Here is a 15,274-nt window from a genome sequence, read left to right as displayed (position 1 = left end):
CTTCTTCCCTGATGCTTGTGGCGGGTTCTCCCGGACCACGTCTACCATCAGATCGAGGCGCAGCACTCCTCAGAGACTGAAGCTGGAAGTGGGGCGAAAGCCGAATACACCATCTGACACGAGGGCGGACGCCTCCGGCGGGAGTATTGTTGCCAAGAAGAAAGCCGCTAGAGCAGGACGCTGTCAGTGCTGCGGTAATGATGCAGGTCCCGGGTGAGGACGAGACCTTCTTCCTCGGGCAGGATATGCGGTTGCTGCCAGTCGTCGCCGGCGAAGGCGCGCAGGGCGGCCTCGTCGCGCCAGACCATGACGACGCAGAACTCGGTGGTGTCGGTGCCCTCAAGCGGCACACCGCCGTGCACCGACAGGCAGCCGTCCTGTTCGCGCACCAGTGGCAGGGCGGTGGTCCTGAGGAAGTTTTCGAACTCGGCCGCCCGGTCGGGGGCAATGCCGGCGCGGAAGATACGGATGATCATGCGGCACCTCCTTTCTGACAGTGCCCGGTCAGTCTAGCATGAGTCGCCCCCGCCCCCGAGAACACGAAAAAGCCGCCGGATGTCCGGCGGCTTTGAAAGGCATCGCTGTGCAGCGGGATCAGGCCAGAGCGGCCTTGGCCCGGTCCACGATCGCGTTGAACGCGTCGGGTTCATGCACGGCCAGATCTGCCAGAACCTTGCGGTCCACCTCGATACCCGCTTTCGACAGGCCGTTGATGAACTTCGAATAGGTCAGATCGGCATCGTGCAGACGCACGCCGGCATTGATCCGCTGAATCCACAGGGCGCGGAAATTGCGCTTGCGGTTGTGACGGTCGCGCGTGGCGTATTGATTCGCCTTGTCGACGGCCTGGGCTGCAGTCTTGAAGGTGTTCTTGCGACGGCCGTAATAGCCTTTGGCCGCCTTGATGACCTTCTTGTGACGTGCGTGAGTGACGGTTCCGCCTTTGACTCGAGACATGTTCCGACCTCCTCAGCGCGCGTAGGGCATGTAGCCCTTGACGGTTTTCTCGTCGGGCTTGGAAAGAATGGTGGTGCCGCGGGCCGTGCGGATGAACTTGGTCGACCGCTTGATCATGCCGTGACGCTTGCCGGCCTGGCCAGCCACGACGCGGCCCTTTGCCGTCACCTTGAAGCGCTTCTTGGCGCTTGATTTCGTCTTCATCTTGGGCATTTCCGGATCCTCTTCATTGGGGCGGTTGTCACGCGACTCGGCATGCCACATGGCCGGACGCGTGGTCGAAGCGCGCGTATAGCCCCGGTCGGGGGGGGAGGCAAGCCCAAAACCGGGCGGGTTGGCCATTGTTCCCTTGCGTTGCGGGCCGGTCTGCCCGCAGGCTGGACCATGGATTAACCTAGGGGGAACGATCATGGCCTATATCAGCGCAATGGTGGCACCGGTGCCCGATGCCAACAAGGATGTCTATTTCGAAATGGCCCGGAAGCTTCTGCCGTTCTGGAGGGATGCCGGGGCCATCGGATACAAGGAATGCTGGGGGGTGGATGTGCCCGATGGCAAGCTGACCTCCTTCCCGATGTCGGTCAAGGCGGAACCCGGCGAGACCGTGGCCGTCGCCTATATCGAATGGGCTGACAAGGCGGCAGCCGATGCGGCCTACAAGGCGATGGAGACGGACGAAACGTGGCAGGCCGTCTTTGCAGACGGCATGCCGTTTGATGGCAAGCGGATGATCTTCGGCGGGTTCGAGGTGGTGATCGACGGGCTCGACTGAGCCCGCCGGATCAGCCCGGCTCGTTGTCGAAGATCAGACGTTCTTCACAGGGGGCCACGCGCAGGATGTTCGTGGTGCCCGGCTGGTTGAAGGGCACACCTGCGGTGACCACGATCTGGTCATCGTGGGTGGCCAGATCCATCTCGCGCACCGTGCGGGCGGCGCTGACCACTGCCATCTTGAAACGATCGACCTCGCCGGTCACGGCGCAGTTCACGCCCCAGTGCAGGCACAGGCGGCGCGCGGTCTTGCGGAACGGGGTCAGCCCGACGATGGGCACCCGCGGCCGTTCCCGCGACACCAGCGCGGTGGTGGTGCCGGAATGGGTGAACGAGCAGATCGCCTTCACGCCCGAGGTTTCGGCCAGTTCGCGCGCGGCATGCACGATGCCGTCAGCGACGGTGTGCCGGGTGAAGATGCGGCTGGCTTCGATCACTTCGCGGTAGTTCGGATCGCTTTCCACCTCGATGGCGACGTTGTTCATGGTCTGAACCGCCTCCACCGGGAAGCTGCCCGCCGCCGATTCGGCCGACAGCATGACCGCATCGGCGCCTTCATAGATGGCGGTGGCGACATCGGAGACCTCGGCGCGCGTCGGCATCGGGCTTTCGATCATCGATTCCAGCATCTGGGTGGCCACGATCACCGGCTTGGCGACCGAACGGCATCTGCGGATCAGACGCTTCTGGATCGGCGGCACGGCCTGAACCGGCAGTTCGACGCCCAGATCGCCGCGCGCCACCATGATGCCGTCCGAGGCTTCGAGGATTTCCTCGAAGGATTCCACGGCCGCCGGTTTCTCGATCTTGGACAGGATCGCCGCGCGGCCCTTGGTCAGCATCCGCGCTTCGGTCACATCCTCGGGGCGCTGGACAAAGGACAGGGCCAGCCAGTCGACACCCAGTTCGCAGACGAACTCCAGATCGCGGCGGTCCTTCTCCGACAGGGCCGCCAGCGGCAGCACCACATCGGGCACGTTCACGCCCTTGCGGTTGGAAATCTCGCCGCCTGCGATGATCTTGCAATCGGCGAAATCCGCGCCGCAGGATTCAACCACGGCCCGGATCTTGCCATCATTGACCAGAAGCGTCTTGCCCGGCTTCAGCGCGGCAAAGATTTCGGGATGCGGCAGGGTCACGCGGGTGGCGTCGCCCTTCTTGTCTTCCAGATCGAAACGGAAGCGCTGCCCGTCTTCCAGCATTTCCTTGTCATTGGCGAACACCCCGCAACGGAGCTTCGGCCCCTGCAGGTCGGCAAGGATGGCGATCGGTCGGCCATAGTCCTTCTCGACCTTCCGGATGATCGCGTGACGTTCCGCGATTTCCGAGTGTTCTCCGTGGCTCATGTTCAGGCGGAACACGTCGGCGCCCGCCTCGAACAGGGCACTGATCATCTCATAGTCATTCGAGGCCGGACCAAGGGTCGCCACGATCTTAATATTTCGGCTGCGCCGCATCCGGTCTCTCCCAGATTGTTAGCGTTATCAAACTGGCGCCTGCATGCCCCATTTCCGTTCCGGAAACAACGCAGGAGTCGCGATCTGCCCGCATTTGCCGCGCAAACAGACGCGACCGGGCCACAGGCGGCACGCTTTCGCCTGTAATCCGCACGTCCATATGCCTATATCTCAATCACCTACAGGAGGACAGCATATGGATGACCAGACCCGTATCGAGCTTGAAGCCGCAGCCTTTCGCAGGCTGCGCGACCATCTGGCGGCGCACACGGACGTACAGAACATCGACATGATGAACCTTGCGGGCTTCTGCCGCAACTGCCTGAGCCGCTGGTATCAGGAAGCGGCCACTGAGCGCGGCATCGAGATGGACAAGGAAACGGCGCGGACGGCCTTCTACGGCATGCCCTACGCCGAATGGAAAGAGACGCATCAGACCGAAGCCAGCCCGGAACAACAGGCCGCCTTCGAGATCAGCCACAAGGCGCACGGCTAAGATTTCATGCCTGCGGCGCGAGTATTTGGAACAAGAAAAAGAACCCGGCCCAATTTTTCTTGGCCAAAATACTCCGGGGGAGTCGCCCGCAGGGCGGCGGGGGCAGCGCCCCCTATCCGGTGTGCAAATCGCCGTCGATCCGCCGCGCATAGCCGCGCGGTGTGAACATGCGCGGGCCGGTGCCTAGCCGGGCCAGCCGCGATTGCGACGATCCCACCAGAACCACCGTCAGCATATCCACCTCGTCGACGTCCAGGTCGGACAGCTTGCGATAGCGCAGGGTTTCCTCTGGCCGCCCCAGCGAACTGGCCAGCAAGACCGGGGTGTCCGCCGGGCGATGCTGCAGCAGGATCTCGCGCGCCTCGGCCAGCAGGGTCCGGCGGCGTTTCGAGACCGGATTGTAGAAGGCGATGACGAAATCGCCCTCGGCGGCGGCCTTCAGCCGGGTCACGATGTCCGCGCGCGGGGTCAGCAGGTCTGACAGCGAGATCGCGCAGAAATCATGGCCCAGCGGCGCGCCGGCCCGCGCGGCGGCGGCCTGCAGGGCCGAGACACCGGGGGCGGAGACGACCGCGACCCGGCGTGCCGCATCGCTGACGCCGCTGGCGTCGGGGCCGCGGTCGAGAAGTTCGAACACCAGCGCGCCCATGGCGTAGATGCCGGCGTCACCGGAACAGATCAGGGCCACGTTGCGGCCCTTGGCGGCTTCTTCCAGCGCATAGCGGCAGCGCGCCTCTTCGCCGCCCAGGGGGAAATCGGTGCGCGTCTTTCCATGGGCGATTGGCCCCAGCAGGTCGATGTAAAGGCCATAGCCCACCAGTTCCTCGGCCTCGGCCACAAGGCGGCTGGCCTCCGGCGTGCGCCAGTCGGCCTGCCCCGGACCAATGCCCACCAGCGCGACCTTGCCGCGAGCTCGGCCCGGCAAATCGGTCAGAACCTCGGGCGCGCGGGCCAGAGCACAGGTGGTGTTGGCGGTTTTTGTCTTGGCGCACAGCAGTTCTGCATCCGGGCCCGCACAGGCCAGCGCCGCGCCTTCGCTGACGCCGTGGCAGCCAACCTCGGTGAAGACCACTTCGGACGGGGTGGCCAGACGCGGGATCTGTGCCTCAAGTTCGGCGGCAGTGAACAGCCGGAAGGGCACGCCGAGACGTGCGGCCAGATCCAGCATCGCAGGTTCATCCGCTTTCAGGTCAAGGCTGGCCACGGCGGCGATGGCGCCGGGGGCAACCCCGGCCTGTTTCAACATGCTTTGCACCAGATCCCAAAGCTCTGCCGGATCGGCGCCGCGCGCGCAACCGACGCCAAGCACGTGGCGTTGCGGATGATAGACCAGCCGGTCGGGGCCGGGTGTGGATGGCGCTTCGGTCACCGCGATCTCGACGGCACCTTGCGGGGCATCGGGCAGATCGAACAACTGCTCTCCGTTCAGACGGGCACCGCCGCCAGCCAGAAGGTTGGCCATGGCGGGCTTGGCATCCTCGGGGTTGGCCAGCCGGTAGCCCGGCGGCGGCGCGTCCAGCGCGACACCAAGGGCCACGTCGCCGGCGGTGGTCACGGCCGCCACGCCGCCCAGCAGGTCCGACAGGTCGCGCGCAAGGCGGTTGGCCCCGTGGTGACCGCCTAACAGGGGCACCACGACTGCCCCGTTGTCGGACACGCTCAGCACCGGTGGCTCACGACGCTTGTCCGACAGAAGTGGTGCCACGGCCCGGATCAGGATGCCCGAGGCGCAGACCCCGATCACCGGAATACCGGCGGCGAACAGGGTCCGCGCGTGGTCGAGCGCATTGTCGAAGGTCACATCCGGGGCATCGACGCGCCCGGCGCGGCCGTGCAGGGGCACGCCCAGATGATCGGCGATGCGGCGCGCCACGGGTTCACCAGAGCGGTTGATGCAGAGAACGGCGGAAGTTACAGCCACGGGTCGGCGCCTTTCGTCACGAGGATCATCGAGAAATACGGGGCGGGGTCGGGCGCTTCGGCCAGCGGCAGGCGGCGCTCGACCGGCAGGGTGGCGCGTTCGACATAGACGGCGCGGTCCAGCAGGCCCTCGGCGTCCAACAGCGCGCGCAGGCGCGACAGGTGGCGGCCCACCTTCATCAGCACCAGCGTATCGGCCTCGCGAATGCGGGCGCGCAGTTCGGCGTCGGGCAGCGGGCCGGGCAGTACCGTCAGGGTTTCGTTGCGGGCCGCCAGTGGCAGACCGGCACGGGCCGCACAGGCGGTGACCGAGGTGACGCCGGGCACGACCTCAACCGCGAAGAGCGGTGCGAGGCGGGCGTGCAGATACATGAAGGAGCCGTAGAAGAACGGATCGCCCTCGCAGAGGACCACCACGTCGTCACCAGCATCCAGCGCCTCGGCGATGCGGGCGGCCCCGGCATCATAGGCGGCTTGTGCGGGCGCGCGGGCCGGGGTCATGGGCACTTCCATGACGATCTCGCGTGCGGTGGCGGGGATCATGTTGGCGGCGATGGCGCGGGCGAAACTGTCGCCGCCCGCCAGGGCAGGATAGGCCACCACGCGCGCGCCTTCGATCAGCCGCGCCGCGCGGCGGGTGATCAGGTCGGGGTCGCCGGGGCCCAGCCCGACGCCGTAGAGCGTGCCGGGGACGGTCATCGTTTCAGCAGGCTCCACTGGGTGACCGGCATGAAGCTGTCCCAGCCGGTCAGGCGGCCCACCGGGCGGGCGCGGGCCACGGACAGGCGGGTCAACTCGCCACCAAACCGGGCGTGCAGGCGGATCAGCTGCGCTTCGCTTTCCAGCGTGACGGCATTGGCCACCAGCCGGCCCAGCGGTTTCAGCGCCATCAGGGCCACCTCGGCGGTGTCCTCGGACAGGCCGCCGCCGATGAACACGGCATCCGGGTCGGGCAGGTCGGCCAGGCCTTCGGGGGCAGTTGCGTCGATCAGGTCCAGCTTCGGCACCCCCAGCGCCAGCGCGTTGGCGGCGGCCATGGCGCGGCGGTCGGGGTTCGGGTCCAGCCCGATGGCGCGGGCATCGCGGGCCGCGCGCATCCATTCGATGGCGACCGAGCCGCAGCCGCAGCCGATGTCCCACAGCAGCGCCCCGCGCTTGGGCATCAGCTTGGCCAGCGTCAGGGCGCGCACCTCGCGCTTGGTCATCTTGCCGTCATGCTCGAAGACATCATCGGGCAGGCCCGGTGTGCGGGCCAGCATCTGGGCGTTTTCATCGGCGATGCACTCGATGGCCAGCGTGTGGAAATCGGGCACGCGCTGGGTCCAGCCCGAGGCCAGCCCGGTGATCCGCTGTTCCGCGTCGCCGCCCATATGCGCCAGCACCGTCAGGACCGAGCCGCCATAGCCGCGTTCGCTGAGCAGGCCAGCGATGCGGGCCGGGGTTTCGCCATCGGCGGTGAGCACCAACAGGCGCTGATCGGGACCGACGAAGGGCAGGATCTGCTCGGTCGGGCGGCCGTGGGCGGTGAGGGTTTCCACATCCGCCAGCGACCAGCCCAGCCGGGCGCAGGCCAGTTGGAAGGCCGAAAGCTGCGGGTGATAGCGAATCTCGGCGGGGTCGATGTCACGCCCGATGCGTGCGCCGACCGAAAACCACAGCGGATCGCCGGTGGCCAGCACCGCCACCTTCTTGCCGCGCAGGGCGGTCAGGTCGCCGATCAAGGCCGAGAAGGGGCTGGGCCAGGAATGGCGCTCGGCGCTCAGATCCGGGGTGAGCCCATGCAGACGGTCGCTGGCAAAGACATGCTCGGCCGATTGCAGGCGGTCGCGGGCGGCGGGCAGCAGGCTGGCCATGCCGTCATCGCCGATACCGATGATGTCCAGCCATTTTCCGACCATCAGAGCCGCTCCAGTTCCGGCAAGCCAGCAGCCACTGCATTGACGGCGGCGGAGGCCAGCGCCGAGCCGCCACGCCGTCCGCGCAGGGCGATGAAGGGAATGCCGCGCGGGTTGGCGGCCAGTTCGGCCTTGGATTCCGCTGCCCCGACAAAGCCCACCGGAAAACCGAGGATCAGCGCCGGTTTCGGGCCGCCCCGGTCGATCGTCTCAAGCAGGTGGAACAGGGCCGTGGGCGCGTTGCCGATGGCCACCACAGCACCCGCCAGCCGGTCGCGCCACAGCTCCACCGCCGCCGCCGACCGCGTGGTTCCGAGGTCTTGCGCCATCTGCGGCACGCGCGGGTCGTTGAGGGTGACAAGGATCTCGGTGGCAGGCGGCAGGTAGCGGCGGATGATGCCGGCGCCGGCCATTTCACAATCGCAGATCACCGGCGCCCCGGCAGCCAGCGCGGCGCGCCCGGCGGTGACCGCATCCGGCGAGAACGCCAGACGATCGGCGATCTCGATCATGCCGCAGGCGTGGATCAGGCGCACGGCCACCGATTCCATCTCGGCTGGGAAACGGTCCAGCCGCGCCTCGGCCCGCACGGTGGCGAAGCTTTGGGCGTAGATGGCCTTGGGGTCTTTTTCGTAACGACGCATGCGGATCCGAAGAGTTGCGCCAATGGCAGCCGGGGGCCGCCTTCGGCGAGAGTATTTGGGCCAAGAAAAAATCAGGCGCGGGTCTTGCGGGCGCTTTCCGGTCCCAGCGGATGGTCGGCGTGGGGATAGGGGGCGTGATGGTGGTGGTGATGGTCATGACCGTGGTCATGGTCATGGTGGTGGTGATGGTGGGGGGCTGAGTCGAGGCGGCATTCGCCGGTGCAGAAACTGTCACACAGCGTGCAATCGGCCACGTTGGAGCCGGGCGCCGAGGCGCCCTGCCCTTCCACGTGGTGGTGATGGCTTTCCTGCACCGCGCCAACCTCGCCCTCGAAGCCCAGCACCTGGGTGCGGTATTTGCACATGGCGCAGTTTTCCGGAGGCCGGTCGCCGACCTGTTCGGTGATGCGTTCGGCGAAGGCTTCCAGCACCTTCGGGTGATCGCCCAGGTAGCCGGCCTTGACGAAAGTGATCTCGGGGTGCGCCGCGGCGGTCTGGTCGGTGAAGCCGTAGATGCGGTCGATCAGGATGCCGGAGAACAGAAAGTAGGGAAAGACAATGACGCGCTTGTAGCCCAGCCGGGCCACATGGGTCAGGCAGGGGTCCACCAGCGGGAAGGTGACGCCAGAATAGCCCACCTCGCACCAGCCAAAGCCCAGGCCTTCCCAGAGCATACGGGCGACCTTGGCCACATTGCCGTTGGCATCCGGGTCGGAGGCGCCGCGCCCGATGACCACGAGGCAGGTGTCATGGCGCGCGACGGGTCCGTGATCGGCGTTGGCCTGCGCTTCGGCGGCTTCGATGCGGGCGGCGGCGGCGGCGATCATCTTGGGGTCGACGCCCAACTCGCGGCCATAGGACACCTCGATCCCATGGGTCGCGGCATAGGTGTTCAGCACCGTGGGAATGTCGTTCTTGGAATGCATCGCCGCGAAGAGCATCCCCGGCACCGCGAGGATGCGGTCGCAGCCGGCCTCGCGCAGCCGGTCCAGCCCGTCGCGAATCACCGGGTTGGCGAATTCGAGGTAGCCGTAGTCGGTCAGCCAGTCCCTGGGCAGGTAGTCGGGAAGCTGCTGCGCCAGCGTGGCGAATTCGTCCACCGCCGACTGGCTGCGCGAGCCGTGCCCGCAGATCATCACGCCTGTCTTGGTCATGGCTCAGGCCTCCTGCGGGTCGGCGGCGGGGGTGTCGTCGGCCTCGGCCTGGGAGGGCTGATCCTTGCGGCGGCCTTTCAAAGCCGCCCAGGCGCCAAGGGCGATGGCCGCGCCAAGGGCCGCGCCCGCAACCCAGTGATCGTGGCCCGCCAGATCCGCAAGATGGCCGGGATGGGCCTGGGCCATGGTCGCGGCCAGCAGGGAAAGGCAGGACAGAAGGACAGTGCGCATGGCGTCGGCTCCGGTTCAATGCGGGCCTGACATGGCCGGGGTGCGGCACATGCGTGACGATGCGAGTTCAGGCCCCCGGATTGGGTCGGCCCTCTGTCGCCAACCTCTCTGGCCCGGTGGCGTCGTCTGGGGGCGGTATAGGGGGCCACCCGCAGCCGCGCAATCGCTTTCGCGGCGGCCCGGCGGGCGCGAGCGACGCAGGCAGATGTGCGCCCATGCAGGGCCGCTGCGCCCGTGCGAAGGGCGACATATGCCCCGAAGACCCTATGTAAGACTCAGGAAACGGAGGTTCATCATGGGACAACTCGTGGATGGTGTCTGGGAAGACACCTGGTACGACACCAAGAAAACCGGCGGGGCGTTCAAGCGCAGCACCTCGGCCTTTCGCAACTGGATTACCCCGGACGGCAGCGCCGGACCCTCAGGCGAAGGCGGCTTTCCGGCGGAAAGCGGCCGCTATCACCTGTTTGTGTCCTATGCCTGCCCCTGGGCGCATCGCACGCTGATCTTCCGGGCGCTGAAGCATCTGACCGATCACATCGGCGTTTCGGTGGTGCATCCCGACATGCTGGGCGACGGCTGGACCTTTTCGAAAGATTTCCCCGGCGCCACCGGCGACCGGCTGGGCGGGCGCGCCTTCCTGCGCGAGGTCTATACCCACGTCGATCCGAAGATCAGCGGCCGCGTCACCGTGCCGGTGCTGTACGACACGCAGCGCGACACCATCGTGTCGAACGAAAGCGCCGAGATCATCCGCATGTTCAACAGCGCCTTCGACGGGCTGACCGGCAACACGGCGGACTATTGGCCCGAAGACCTGCGCGAGGGCATCGAAGCGGTCAACGCGCGCATCTACAGCACCCTCAACAACGGCGTCTACAAATCCGGCTTTGCCACCACGCAGGAGGCCTATGACGACGCGGTCTATCCGCTGTTCGACACGCTGGACTGGCTGGAAGACCGCCTGTCGTCACACCGCTATCTGATGGGCGACCGCGTCACCGAGGCCGACTGGCGGCTGTTCCCGACACTGGTGCGTTTCGACCCGGTCTATCACTTGCATTTCAAGTGCAACCGCAAGCGGATCATCGACTATCCCAACCTCTGGGCCTATGCGCGGGAGCTGTACCAGTGGCCGGGCGTGGCAGATACGGTGTTTCCCGACCATTTCGTGCGCCACTATCACTACAGTCACGACACCATCAATCCGAACCGCATCTTGCCGATCAACCCGGTGATCGACTGGACATCGCCGCACGGTCGGGATCAGTCGCGCGCGGCGTAATGCTCGACCATCGCCGCCAGATCGTCTGGCGGCGTACTGACCGGCATGAAGGCGCAGGCATTCGCCACATGGTTGAAGATCGACCCGTCCGAGAAGAAATTCGCGGCGGTGACGAACAGTACCTTGACCTTGGGAAAGCGGTACGAGGTGTAGTCGGCGACAGCGATGGCGCTGCCCTCGTCCAGCATGACATTCAGCAAGATGATCGAAACCGGCGTGCGCTGAAGCACATTGATGGCCTGTTCCTGGCTGTGGGCCACCATCACCCGGCGGCCACATCTTTCGATATGACGGCTCCAAACCCCGGCAAGATGCGGGTTGCTTTCGACAATCAGTACGGTCATTCAGGCGTCCAGCGCAGGAAAAAGGACCAAAAGCGGTTTCCGCTTTGCAGCGATCTTTCCGACATGGCGCCCAAATTATTAACACTTGGTTAAGGATGATGGCCGGCCCGTTAAGGAAAGATAACATTTTATTTATCTGACCTGCCCGCGGCCTGCCGGAAGGACGCTTCATGACGACCTGGATCACGGTATGTGACACCTGCAAGACCGACACCTGGCAGGAGGGAGATCCGGTCACCGATGGCGAACGGCTGGCCGATCTGGTCGAGGCCGCCGCCGCCGACCAGCCCGAGATCGCGGTGCGGCGACACAGTTGCCTGATGGGCTGCACCCGCGCCTGCAACGTGGCGATTCAGGCCGAGGGCAAGCTGAACTACACGCTGGGCGCCTTTGTACCCGATACCGAAACCGCCCGGGCGCTGGTGACCTATGCCAGCCTGCATGCCCAAAGCGACACCGGACAGGTGCCCTATCGATCCTGGCCTACCCAGGTGAAAGGCCATTTCACCACTCGCCACCCGCCCCTGCCACAAGCATGACCATGGCTGCGGAGCGCGACCACGGGGGCGGCGTCGATGCAGCGGCACGACGCTTTGGCGGGATGCGGAGTGACTGGCTGGATTTGTCCACCGGCATCAACCCCTGCCCCTATCCGGTGGATCAAATCCCGCCCGAAGCCTGGACTGCCCTGCCCGATACGGCGGCACAAACGACGCTGACAGACGCCGCCCGGCGTTTCTGGTCGGTGCCCCAAACCGCGGCTGTTCTGGCCGCGCCCGGTGCCTCGGCCCTGATCGCGCGCATCCCGCGGCTGGGCCGCCCTGGCCGTGCCCATATTCCCACGCCCACCTACAACGAACATGCCGGCGCCTTCGTTCAGGAGGGATGGGAGTTGTCCGAGACCGACCCGAACGCGCGGGTCGTGGTGCATCCCAACAATCCTGATGGCCGCTACTGGCGCCCTGCAGATCTGGACGGGGCCGCCCTGCGCATCGTCGACGAAAGCTTCTGCGACATCTGCCCCGACCGCAGCCTGATCGCCGAAGCCGCCCGTCCCGGCACAATTGTGCTGAAAAGTTTCGGCAAATTCTGGGGACTGGCCGGGCTGCGCCTGGGCTTTGCCATCGGCGATCCGGCGCTGATTGACCGGCTGGCGCGGATGCTGGGGCCCTGGCCGGTGTCCGGCCCGGCCCTGCACATCGGGCGGCTGGCGCTGGAGGACACTCCCTGGGCCACCGACACACGCGCCCGGCTGGCAGGTGACGCCGCGCGGCTGGACAGGCTGATGCAGGACCACGGCAAGATCATTGGCGGCACGCCCCTGTTCCGGCTTTACGAGGTGGACGACGCCGCCCGCTTTCAGGACCGGCTCGCCCGCCAACGGATCTGGATCCGGATCTTTCCCTATTCCCGCCGCTGGGTGCGGCTGGGCCTGCCCGGTTCGCAAGCCGACTGGACGCGGCTGGAGACCGCCCTGTGAGCCACGCCCTGCCGCTGATCCTCGCCCTGCTGCTGGACGCTGCTTTGGGAGAGCCGCGCTGGCTGTGGAATCGCCTGCCGCATCCGGCAGTTCTGATGGGGCGGCTGATCGGCTGGGCCGACCGGCGCTTCAACGCGGGTCCCCGGCGACGGCTGAAAGGCACGGCCCTGATGGCCGCCCTGGCAATGGGCGCCATCGCATTGGGCAAAGTGCTGGCTGCCCTACCCGGCGGGCCACTGATCGAGATTCTGCTGGCCGCCATCTTGCTGGCCCAACACAGCCTGGTCGATCACGTCGCGGATGTGGCGCGCGCCTTGCGGATCTCGCTGCAGGACGGGCGCCGCACCGTGGCCCGGATCGTGGGGCGCGACACCGCAAATCTGGACGCCCCCGGTGTCAGCCGCGCCGCCATCGAAAGTGCTGCCGAGAATTTCAGTGACGGGGTTGTCGCCCCGGCCTTCTGGTTCCTGCTGGGCGGGCTACCGGGGCTGCTGCTTTACAAGGTGACGAACACCGCCGACAGCATGATCGGCTACCGCACCCCCCGGCATGAGGACTTCGGCTGGGCCGCAGCCCGTTTCGACGATCTGCTGAACCTGATCCCCGCCCGGCTGACTGCCGCGCTCATCGCCCTGCGCAAGCCGCGCCGGGGTCAATGGCAGGCCATCCGCCGCGATGCCCGCCTGCACCGGTCCCCCAACGCCGGCTGGCCCGAAGCCGCCATGGCCATCGCGCTGAATGTGGCCCTGTCCGGCCCGCGCAGTTATGACGGCACCCTGCGCCCCTTCCCCTGGGTCTGGCCCGAGGGCATCCGCACCCCCGGCCCGCTCCAGATCGACGCCGCCGTCCGCATCCTCTGGCAGGTCTGGGCCCTGCTGGTTGCGACAGTCGCGATCCTGTCACTGGTCTGAGCTGCCGGGTCTGCTAGGGTCGGGAAAACAGCCCGGAGCCCCCCATGCGCCTCATCCCCGCCGCCCTCCTCGCCCTCGGATTTGCCCTGCCCGCGCAGGCCGCCACCCCCTGCGGCGGCAGCTTCTCGGGCTTTCTCGACGGCATCCGGCAAGAGGCCGCGCGCAAGGGGCTGGACCGCCGCGCCACCGAAGCCTTTCTGTCCGGTGCCCAGCAAAGTTCAGCGGTTCTGAAAGCCGACCGCGCGCAGGGCATTTTCCAACTGCCCTTCACCGATTTCGCCCGGCGCGTCATCAGCCCCAACCGCATCCAGAACGGGGCGAAGAACACGGCGCGCTTTGATTCCCTGTTTGACCAGATCGAACGCAGCCAGGGCGTCTCGCGCGGCATTCTGCTGGCCTTCTGGGCGCTGGAAACCGACTACGGCGCGGTGCAGGGCAACTTCAACACCCGCAACGCGCTGCTCACGCTTTCCCATGATTGCCGCCGCCCGCAATTGTTCCGCCCGCAGGTCTTCGCGGCCATCGAATTGACGGCGCGCGGCGATTTCAACCCGGCCACCACCACCGGCGCCTGGGCCGGCGAGATCGGCCAGGTGCAGATGCTGCCCGAAGACATCCTGACCAATGGCGTCGATGCGGATGGCGACGGCCATGTGCGGCTGAAAAGCTCCAGCGCCGATGCGCTGGCCTCCGGCGCCAGAATGCTGCGCGGCCTTGGCTGGCGCAAGAACGAACCCTGGCTGCAGGAAGTCACGGTGCCGGCCAGCCTCGACTGGTCCGACAGCGGGCTGGGCAAGGGCCAGACGGTGCGCGACTGGTCCCGCGCCGGCGTCACGCCGCGCTGGGGCAAACTGCCCTCGGGCAACATGAAAGCCGACCTGCTGCTGCCCCAGGGCCGCAACGGCCCGGCCTTCCTGGCCTACCCGAACTTCCACGTGCTGTTCGAATGGAACAAAAGCTTCGTCTATGTCACCACTGCCGCCTATTTCGCGACGCGGCTGGAAGGCGCCCCGGTCTTCAATGCGGGCAATCCCAGCCCCGCCCTGTCCGCCGGTCATGTAAAACAACTGCAACAGAAACTGACCCGGCGCGGCCATGATGTGGGCGGCATCGACGGCATTCTCGGCGCCAAGACCCGCGCCGCCGTGCAAGCGGAACAACAGCGCCTCGGATTGCCCGCCGATGCCTGGCCAACGCCGGATCTTCTGGCCCGGCTCTGAGTTTTTCTTGGCACAAATACTCCCGCCGGAGGCGTCCCGCCCTTACCGCAGCGACAACATCGACCGCACCGGGAAGCGGTCGCCGGAGGCGGCAATCAGCACCATCCGGTTGGCGCTGCGCACCAGCGTGTCGCAGCGCGCCGCACCGCTGTCGAAGCGCACGCAGACCTGCCCACGCTCATAGACTTCCCAAGTGCCGCGCCGTTCGTCGCGCCCGTCGCCGGGCAGGTACGCATAGCGATGATCGGCGAAGAACCGCGCCTCGCCGCCGTCCTGGAACCGCAGCCGAACGCCGGTGATCTGGCTTTCCAGCCCATCCTCGGTAAAGAAAACGTCGGTGGGCTTCTGCCCGGTGACCCCCTGCGACTGCACCATCACTGCTGCCGTGAACCCAAAAAGCATCGCCACAGCAAACAGCGCCAACCGTCGAACATGAACCTTGCGCATACCGAACCCCTTTCCTTTTCGGAAAGTGGCCCAAACCCGCGCGCGCTTCAAACAAATAACGC

At 66.5% G+C, this 15,274-nt stretch carries 19 protein-coding genes; 7 read left to right on the top strand and 12 right to left on the bottom strand.

Annotation, left to right across the window (positions count from 1 at the left end; translation table 11 throughout):
• Positions 1-167: 167 nt before the first annotated feature.
• From AB0T83_RS11460 to rpmI, 3 genes are all read right to left on the bottom strand, one after another.
• Positions 168-476, bottom strand: a complete 309-nt coding sequence (locus AB0T83_RS11460) for an antibiotic biosynthesis monooxygenase family protein (RefSeq protein ID WP_366193179.1) — start codon at positions 474-476, stop codon at positions 168-170.
• Between the two features lie 118 nt (positions 477-594).
• The gene (gene rplT, locus AB0T83_RS11455; RefSeq protein WP_366193178.1) at positions 595-957 is read right to left on the bottom strand and encodes a 50S ribosomal protein L20; all 363 of its coding nucleotides are present in this window, start codon (positions 955-957) and stop codon (positions 595-597) included.
• 12 nt (positions 958-969) lie between these two features.
• A complete protein-coding gene (gene rpmI / locus AB0T83_RS11450) occupies positions 970-1,170 on the bottom strand; it encodes a 50S ribosomal protein L35 (RefSeq protein WP_366193186.1) in 201 nt (66 codons plus the stop codon).
• 196 nt (positions 1,171-1,366) lie between these two features.
• On the opposite strand from rpmI, the gene AB0T83_RS11445 reads away from it, so the two are divergent.
• Positions 1,367-1,729 carry a DUF1428 domain-containing protein gene (locus AB0T83_RS11445; protein WP_366193177.1) on the top strand — a complete coding sequence of 121 codons (363 nt, stop codon included), beginning with the start codon at positions 1,367-1,369 and terminating at the stop codon, positions 1,727-1,729.
• A gap of 10 nt (positions 1,730-1,739) precedes the next feature.
• On the opposite strand, the gene pyk is transcribed toward AB0T83_RS11445, so the two are convergent.
• Positions 1,740-3,185 (bottom strand): pyruvate kinase, encoded by a 1,446-nt coding sequence (pyk, locus tag AB0T83_RS11440; protein ID WP_366193176.1) that lies wholly within the window; start codon positions 3,183-3,185, stop codon positions 1,740-1,742.
• A gap of 196 nt (positions 3,186-3,381) precedes the next feature.
• Here pyk and AB0T83_RS11435 point away from each other — a divergent pair, with 196 nt between their 5' ends.
• Positions 3,382-3,681, top strand: coding sequence for a DUF1244 domain-containing protein (locus AB0T83_RS11435; protein ID WP_366193174.1), 300 nt, complete (start codon positions 3,382-3,384; stop codon positions 3,679-3,681).
• Between the two features lie 112 nt (positions 3,682-3,793).
• Here AB0T83_RS11435 and cobJ read toward each other — a convergent pair whose 3' ends face one another.
• From cobJ to AB0T83_RS11405, 6 genes are all read right to left on the bottom strand, one after another.
• A complete protein-coding gene (gene cobJ, locus AB0T83_RS11430) occupies positions 3,794-5,602 on the bottom strand; it encodes a precorrin-3B C(17)-methyltransferase (RefSeq protein WP_366193173.1) in 1,809 nt (602 codons plus the stop codon).
• Positions 5,593-6,300, bottom strand: a complete 708-nt coding sequence (cobI, locus tag AB0T83_RS11425) for a precorrin-2 C(20)-methyltransferase (RefSeq protein ID WP_366193171.1) — start codon at positions 6,298-6,300, stop codon at positions 5,593-5,595. The genes cobJ and cobI overlap by 10 nt, the downstream gene beginning before the upstream one ends.
• The gene (gene cbiE / locus AB0T83_RS11420; protein WP_366193170.1) at positions 6,297-7,499 is read right to left on the bottom strand and encodes a precorrin-6y C5,15-methyltransferase (decarboxylating) subunit CbiE; all 1,203 of its coding nucleotides are present in this window, start codon (positions 7,497-7,499) and stop codon (positions 6,297-6,299) included. The genes cobI and cbiE overlap by 4 nt, the downstream gene beginning before the upstream one ends.
• Positions 7,499-8,140 carry a precorrin-8X methylmutase gene (locus AB0T83_RS11415; RefSeq protein ID WP_366193169.1) on the bottom strand — a complete coding sequence of 214 codons (642 nt, stop codon included), beginning with the start codon at positions 8,138-8,140 and terminating at the stop codon, positions 7,499-7,501. Before AB0T83_RS11415 ends, cbiE begins: the two co-directional genes overlap by 1 nt.
• A 71-nt stretch (positions 8,141-8,211) precedes the next feature.
• Positions 8,212-9,294 carry a sirohydrochlorin chelatase gene (locus AB0T83_RS11410; RefSeq protein ID WP_366193168.1) on the bottom strand — a complete coding sequence of 361 codons (1,083 nt, stop codon included), beginning with the start codon at positions 9,292-9,294 and terminating at the stop codon, positions 8,212-8,214.
• 3 nt (positions 9,295-9,297) lie between these two features.
• Complete coding sequence (locus AB0T83_RS11405) at positions 9,298-9,525, bottom strand: DUF6732 family protein (RefSeq protein WP_366193167.1); 228 nt, start codon at positions 9,523-9,525, stop codon at positions 9,298-9,300.
• A gap of 295 nt (positions 9,526-9,820) precedes the next feature.
• Here AB0T83_RS11405 and AB0T83_RS11400 point away from each other — a divergent pair, with 295 nt between their 5' ends.
• The gene (locus AB0T83_RS11400) at positions 9,821-10,810 is read left to right on the top strand and encodes a glutathione S-transferase family protein (RefSeq protein WP_366193166.1); all 990 of its coding nucleotides are present in this window, start codon (positions 9,821-9,823) and stop codon (positions 10,808-10,810) included.
• Here AB0T83_RS11400 and AB0T83_RS11395 read toward each other — a convergent pair.
• Positions 10,792-11,154 (bottom strand): response regulator, encoded by a 363-nt coding sequence (locus AB0T83_RS11395; protein ID WP_193139960.1) that lies wholly within the window; start codon positions 11,152-11,154, stop codon positions 10,792-10,794. The two genes, AB0T83_RS11400 and AB0T83_RS11395, sit on opposite strands and share 19 nt — an antisense overlap.
• Positions 11,155-11,324: 170 nt before the next feature.
• On the opposite strand from AB0T83_RS11395, the gene AB0T83_RS11390 reads away from it, so the two are divergent.
• The 4 genes from AB0T83_RS11390 to AB0T83_RS11375 are packed head-to-tail and all read left to right on the top strand — an operon-like array spanning position 11,325 to position 14,765.
• Complete coding sequence (locus AB0T83_RS11390) at positions 11,325-11,693, top strand: DUF1636 family protein (protein WP_366193165.1); 369 nt, start codon at positions 11,325-11,327, stop codon at positions 11,691-11,693.
• Positions 11,694-11,695: 2 nt separating this feature from the next.
• Positions 11,696-12,634 (top strand): threonine-phosphate decarboxylase CobD, encoded by a 939-nt coding sequence (gene cobD, locus AB0T83_RS11385; RefSeq protein WP_366193185.1) that lies wholly within the window; start codon positions 11,696-11,698, stop codon positions 12,632-12,634.
• Positions 12,631-13,545, top strand: a complete 915-nt coding sequence (gene cbiB, locus AB0T83_RS11380) for an adenosylcobinamide-phosphate synthase CbiB (RefSeq protein WP_366193164.1) — start codon at positions 12,631-12,633, stop codon at positions 13,543-13,545. Before cobD ends, cbiB begins: the two co-directional genes overlap by 4 nt.
• A 44-nt stretch (positions 13,546-13,589) precedes the next feature.
• The gene (locus AB0T83_RS11375; protein WP_366193163.1) at positions 13,590-14,765 is read left to right on the top strand and encodes a lytic murein transglycosylase; all 1,176 of its coding nucleotides are present in this window, start codon (positions 13,590-13,592) and stop codon (positions 14,763-14,765) included.
• 42 nt (positions 14,766-14,807) lie between these two features.
• On the opposite strand, the gene AB0T83_RS11370 is transcribed toward AB0T83_RS11375, so the two are convergent.
• Complete coding sequence (locus AB0T83_RS11370) at positions 14,808-15,212, bottom strand: hypothetical protein (RefSeq protein WP_366193162.1); 405 nt, start codon at positions 15,210-15,212, stop codon at positions 14,808-14,810.
• Positions 15,213-15,274 lie beyond the last annotated feature (62 nt).

It is taken from the genome of Meridianimarinicoccus marinus (assembly GCF_040689105.1).
In the GTDB taxonomy this organism is placed as follows: domain Bacteria; phylum Pseudomonadota; class Alphaproteobacteria; order Rhodobacterales; family Rhodobacteraceae; genus Meridianimarinicoccus; species Meridianimarinicoccus marinus.
The sequence above is the reverse complement of the archived record's forward strand: the minus strand, read 5'-3'. Positions and strand labels throughout refer to the sequence as shown.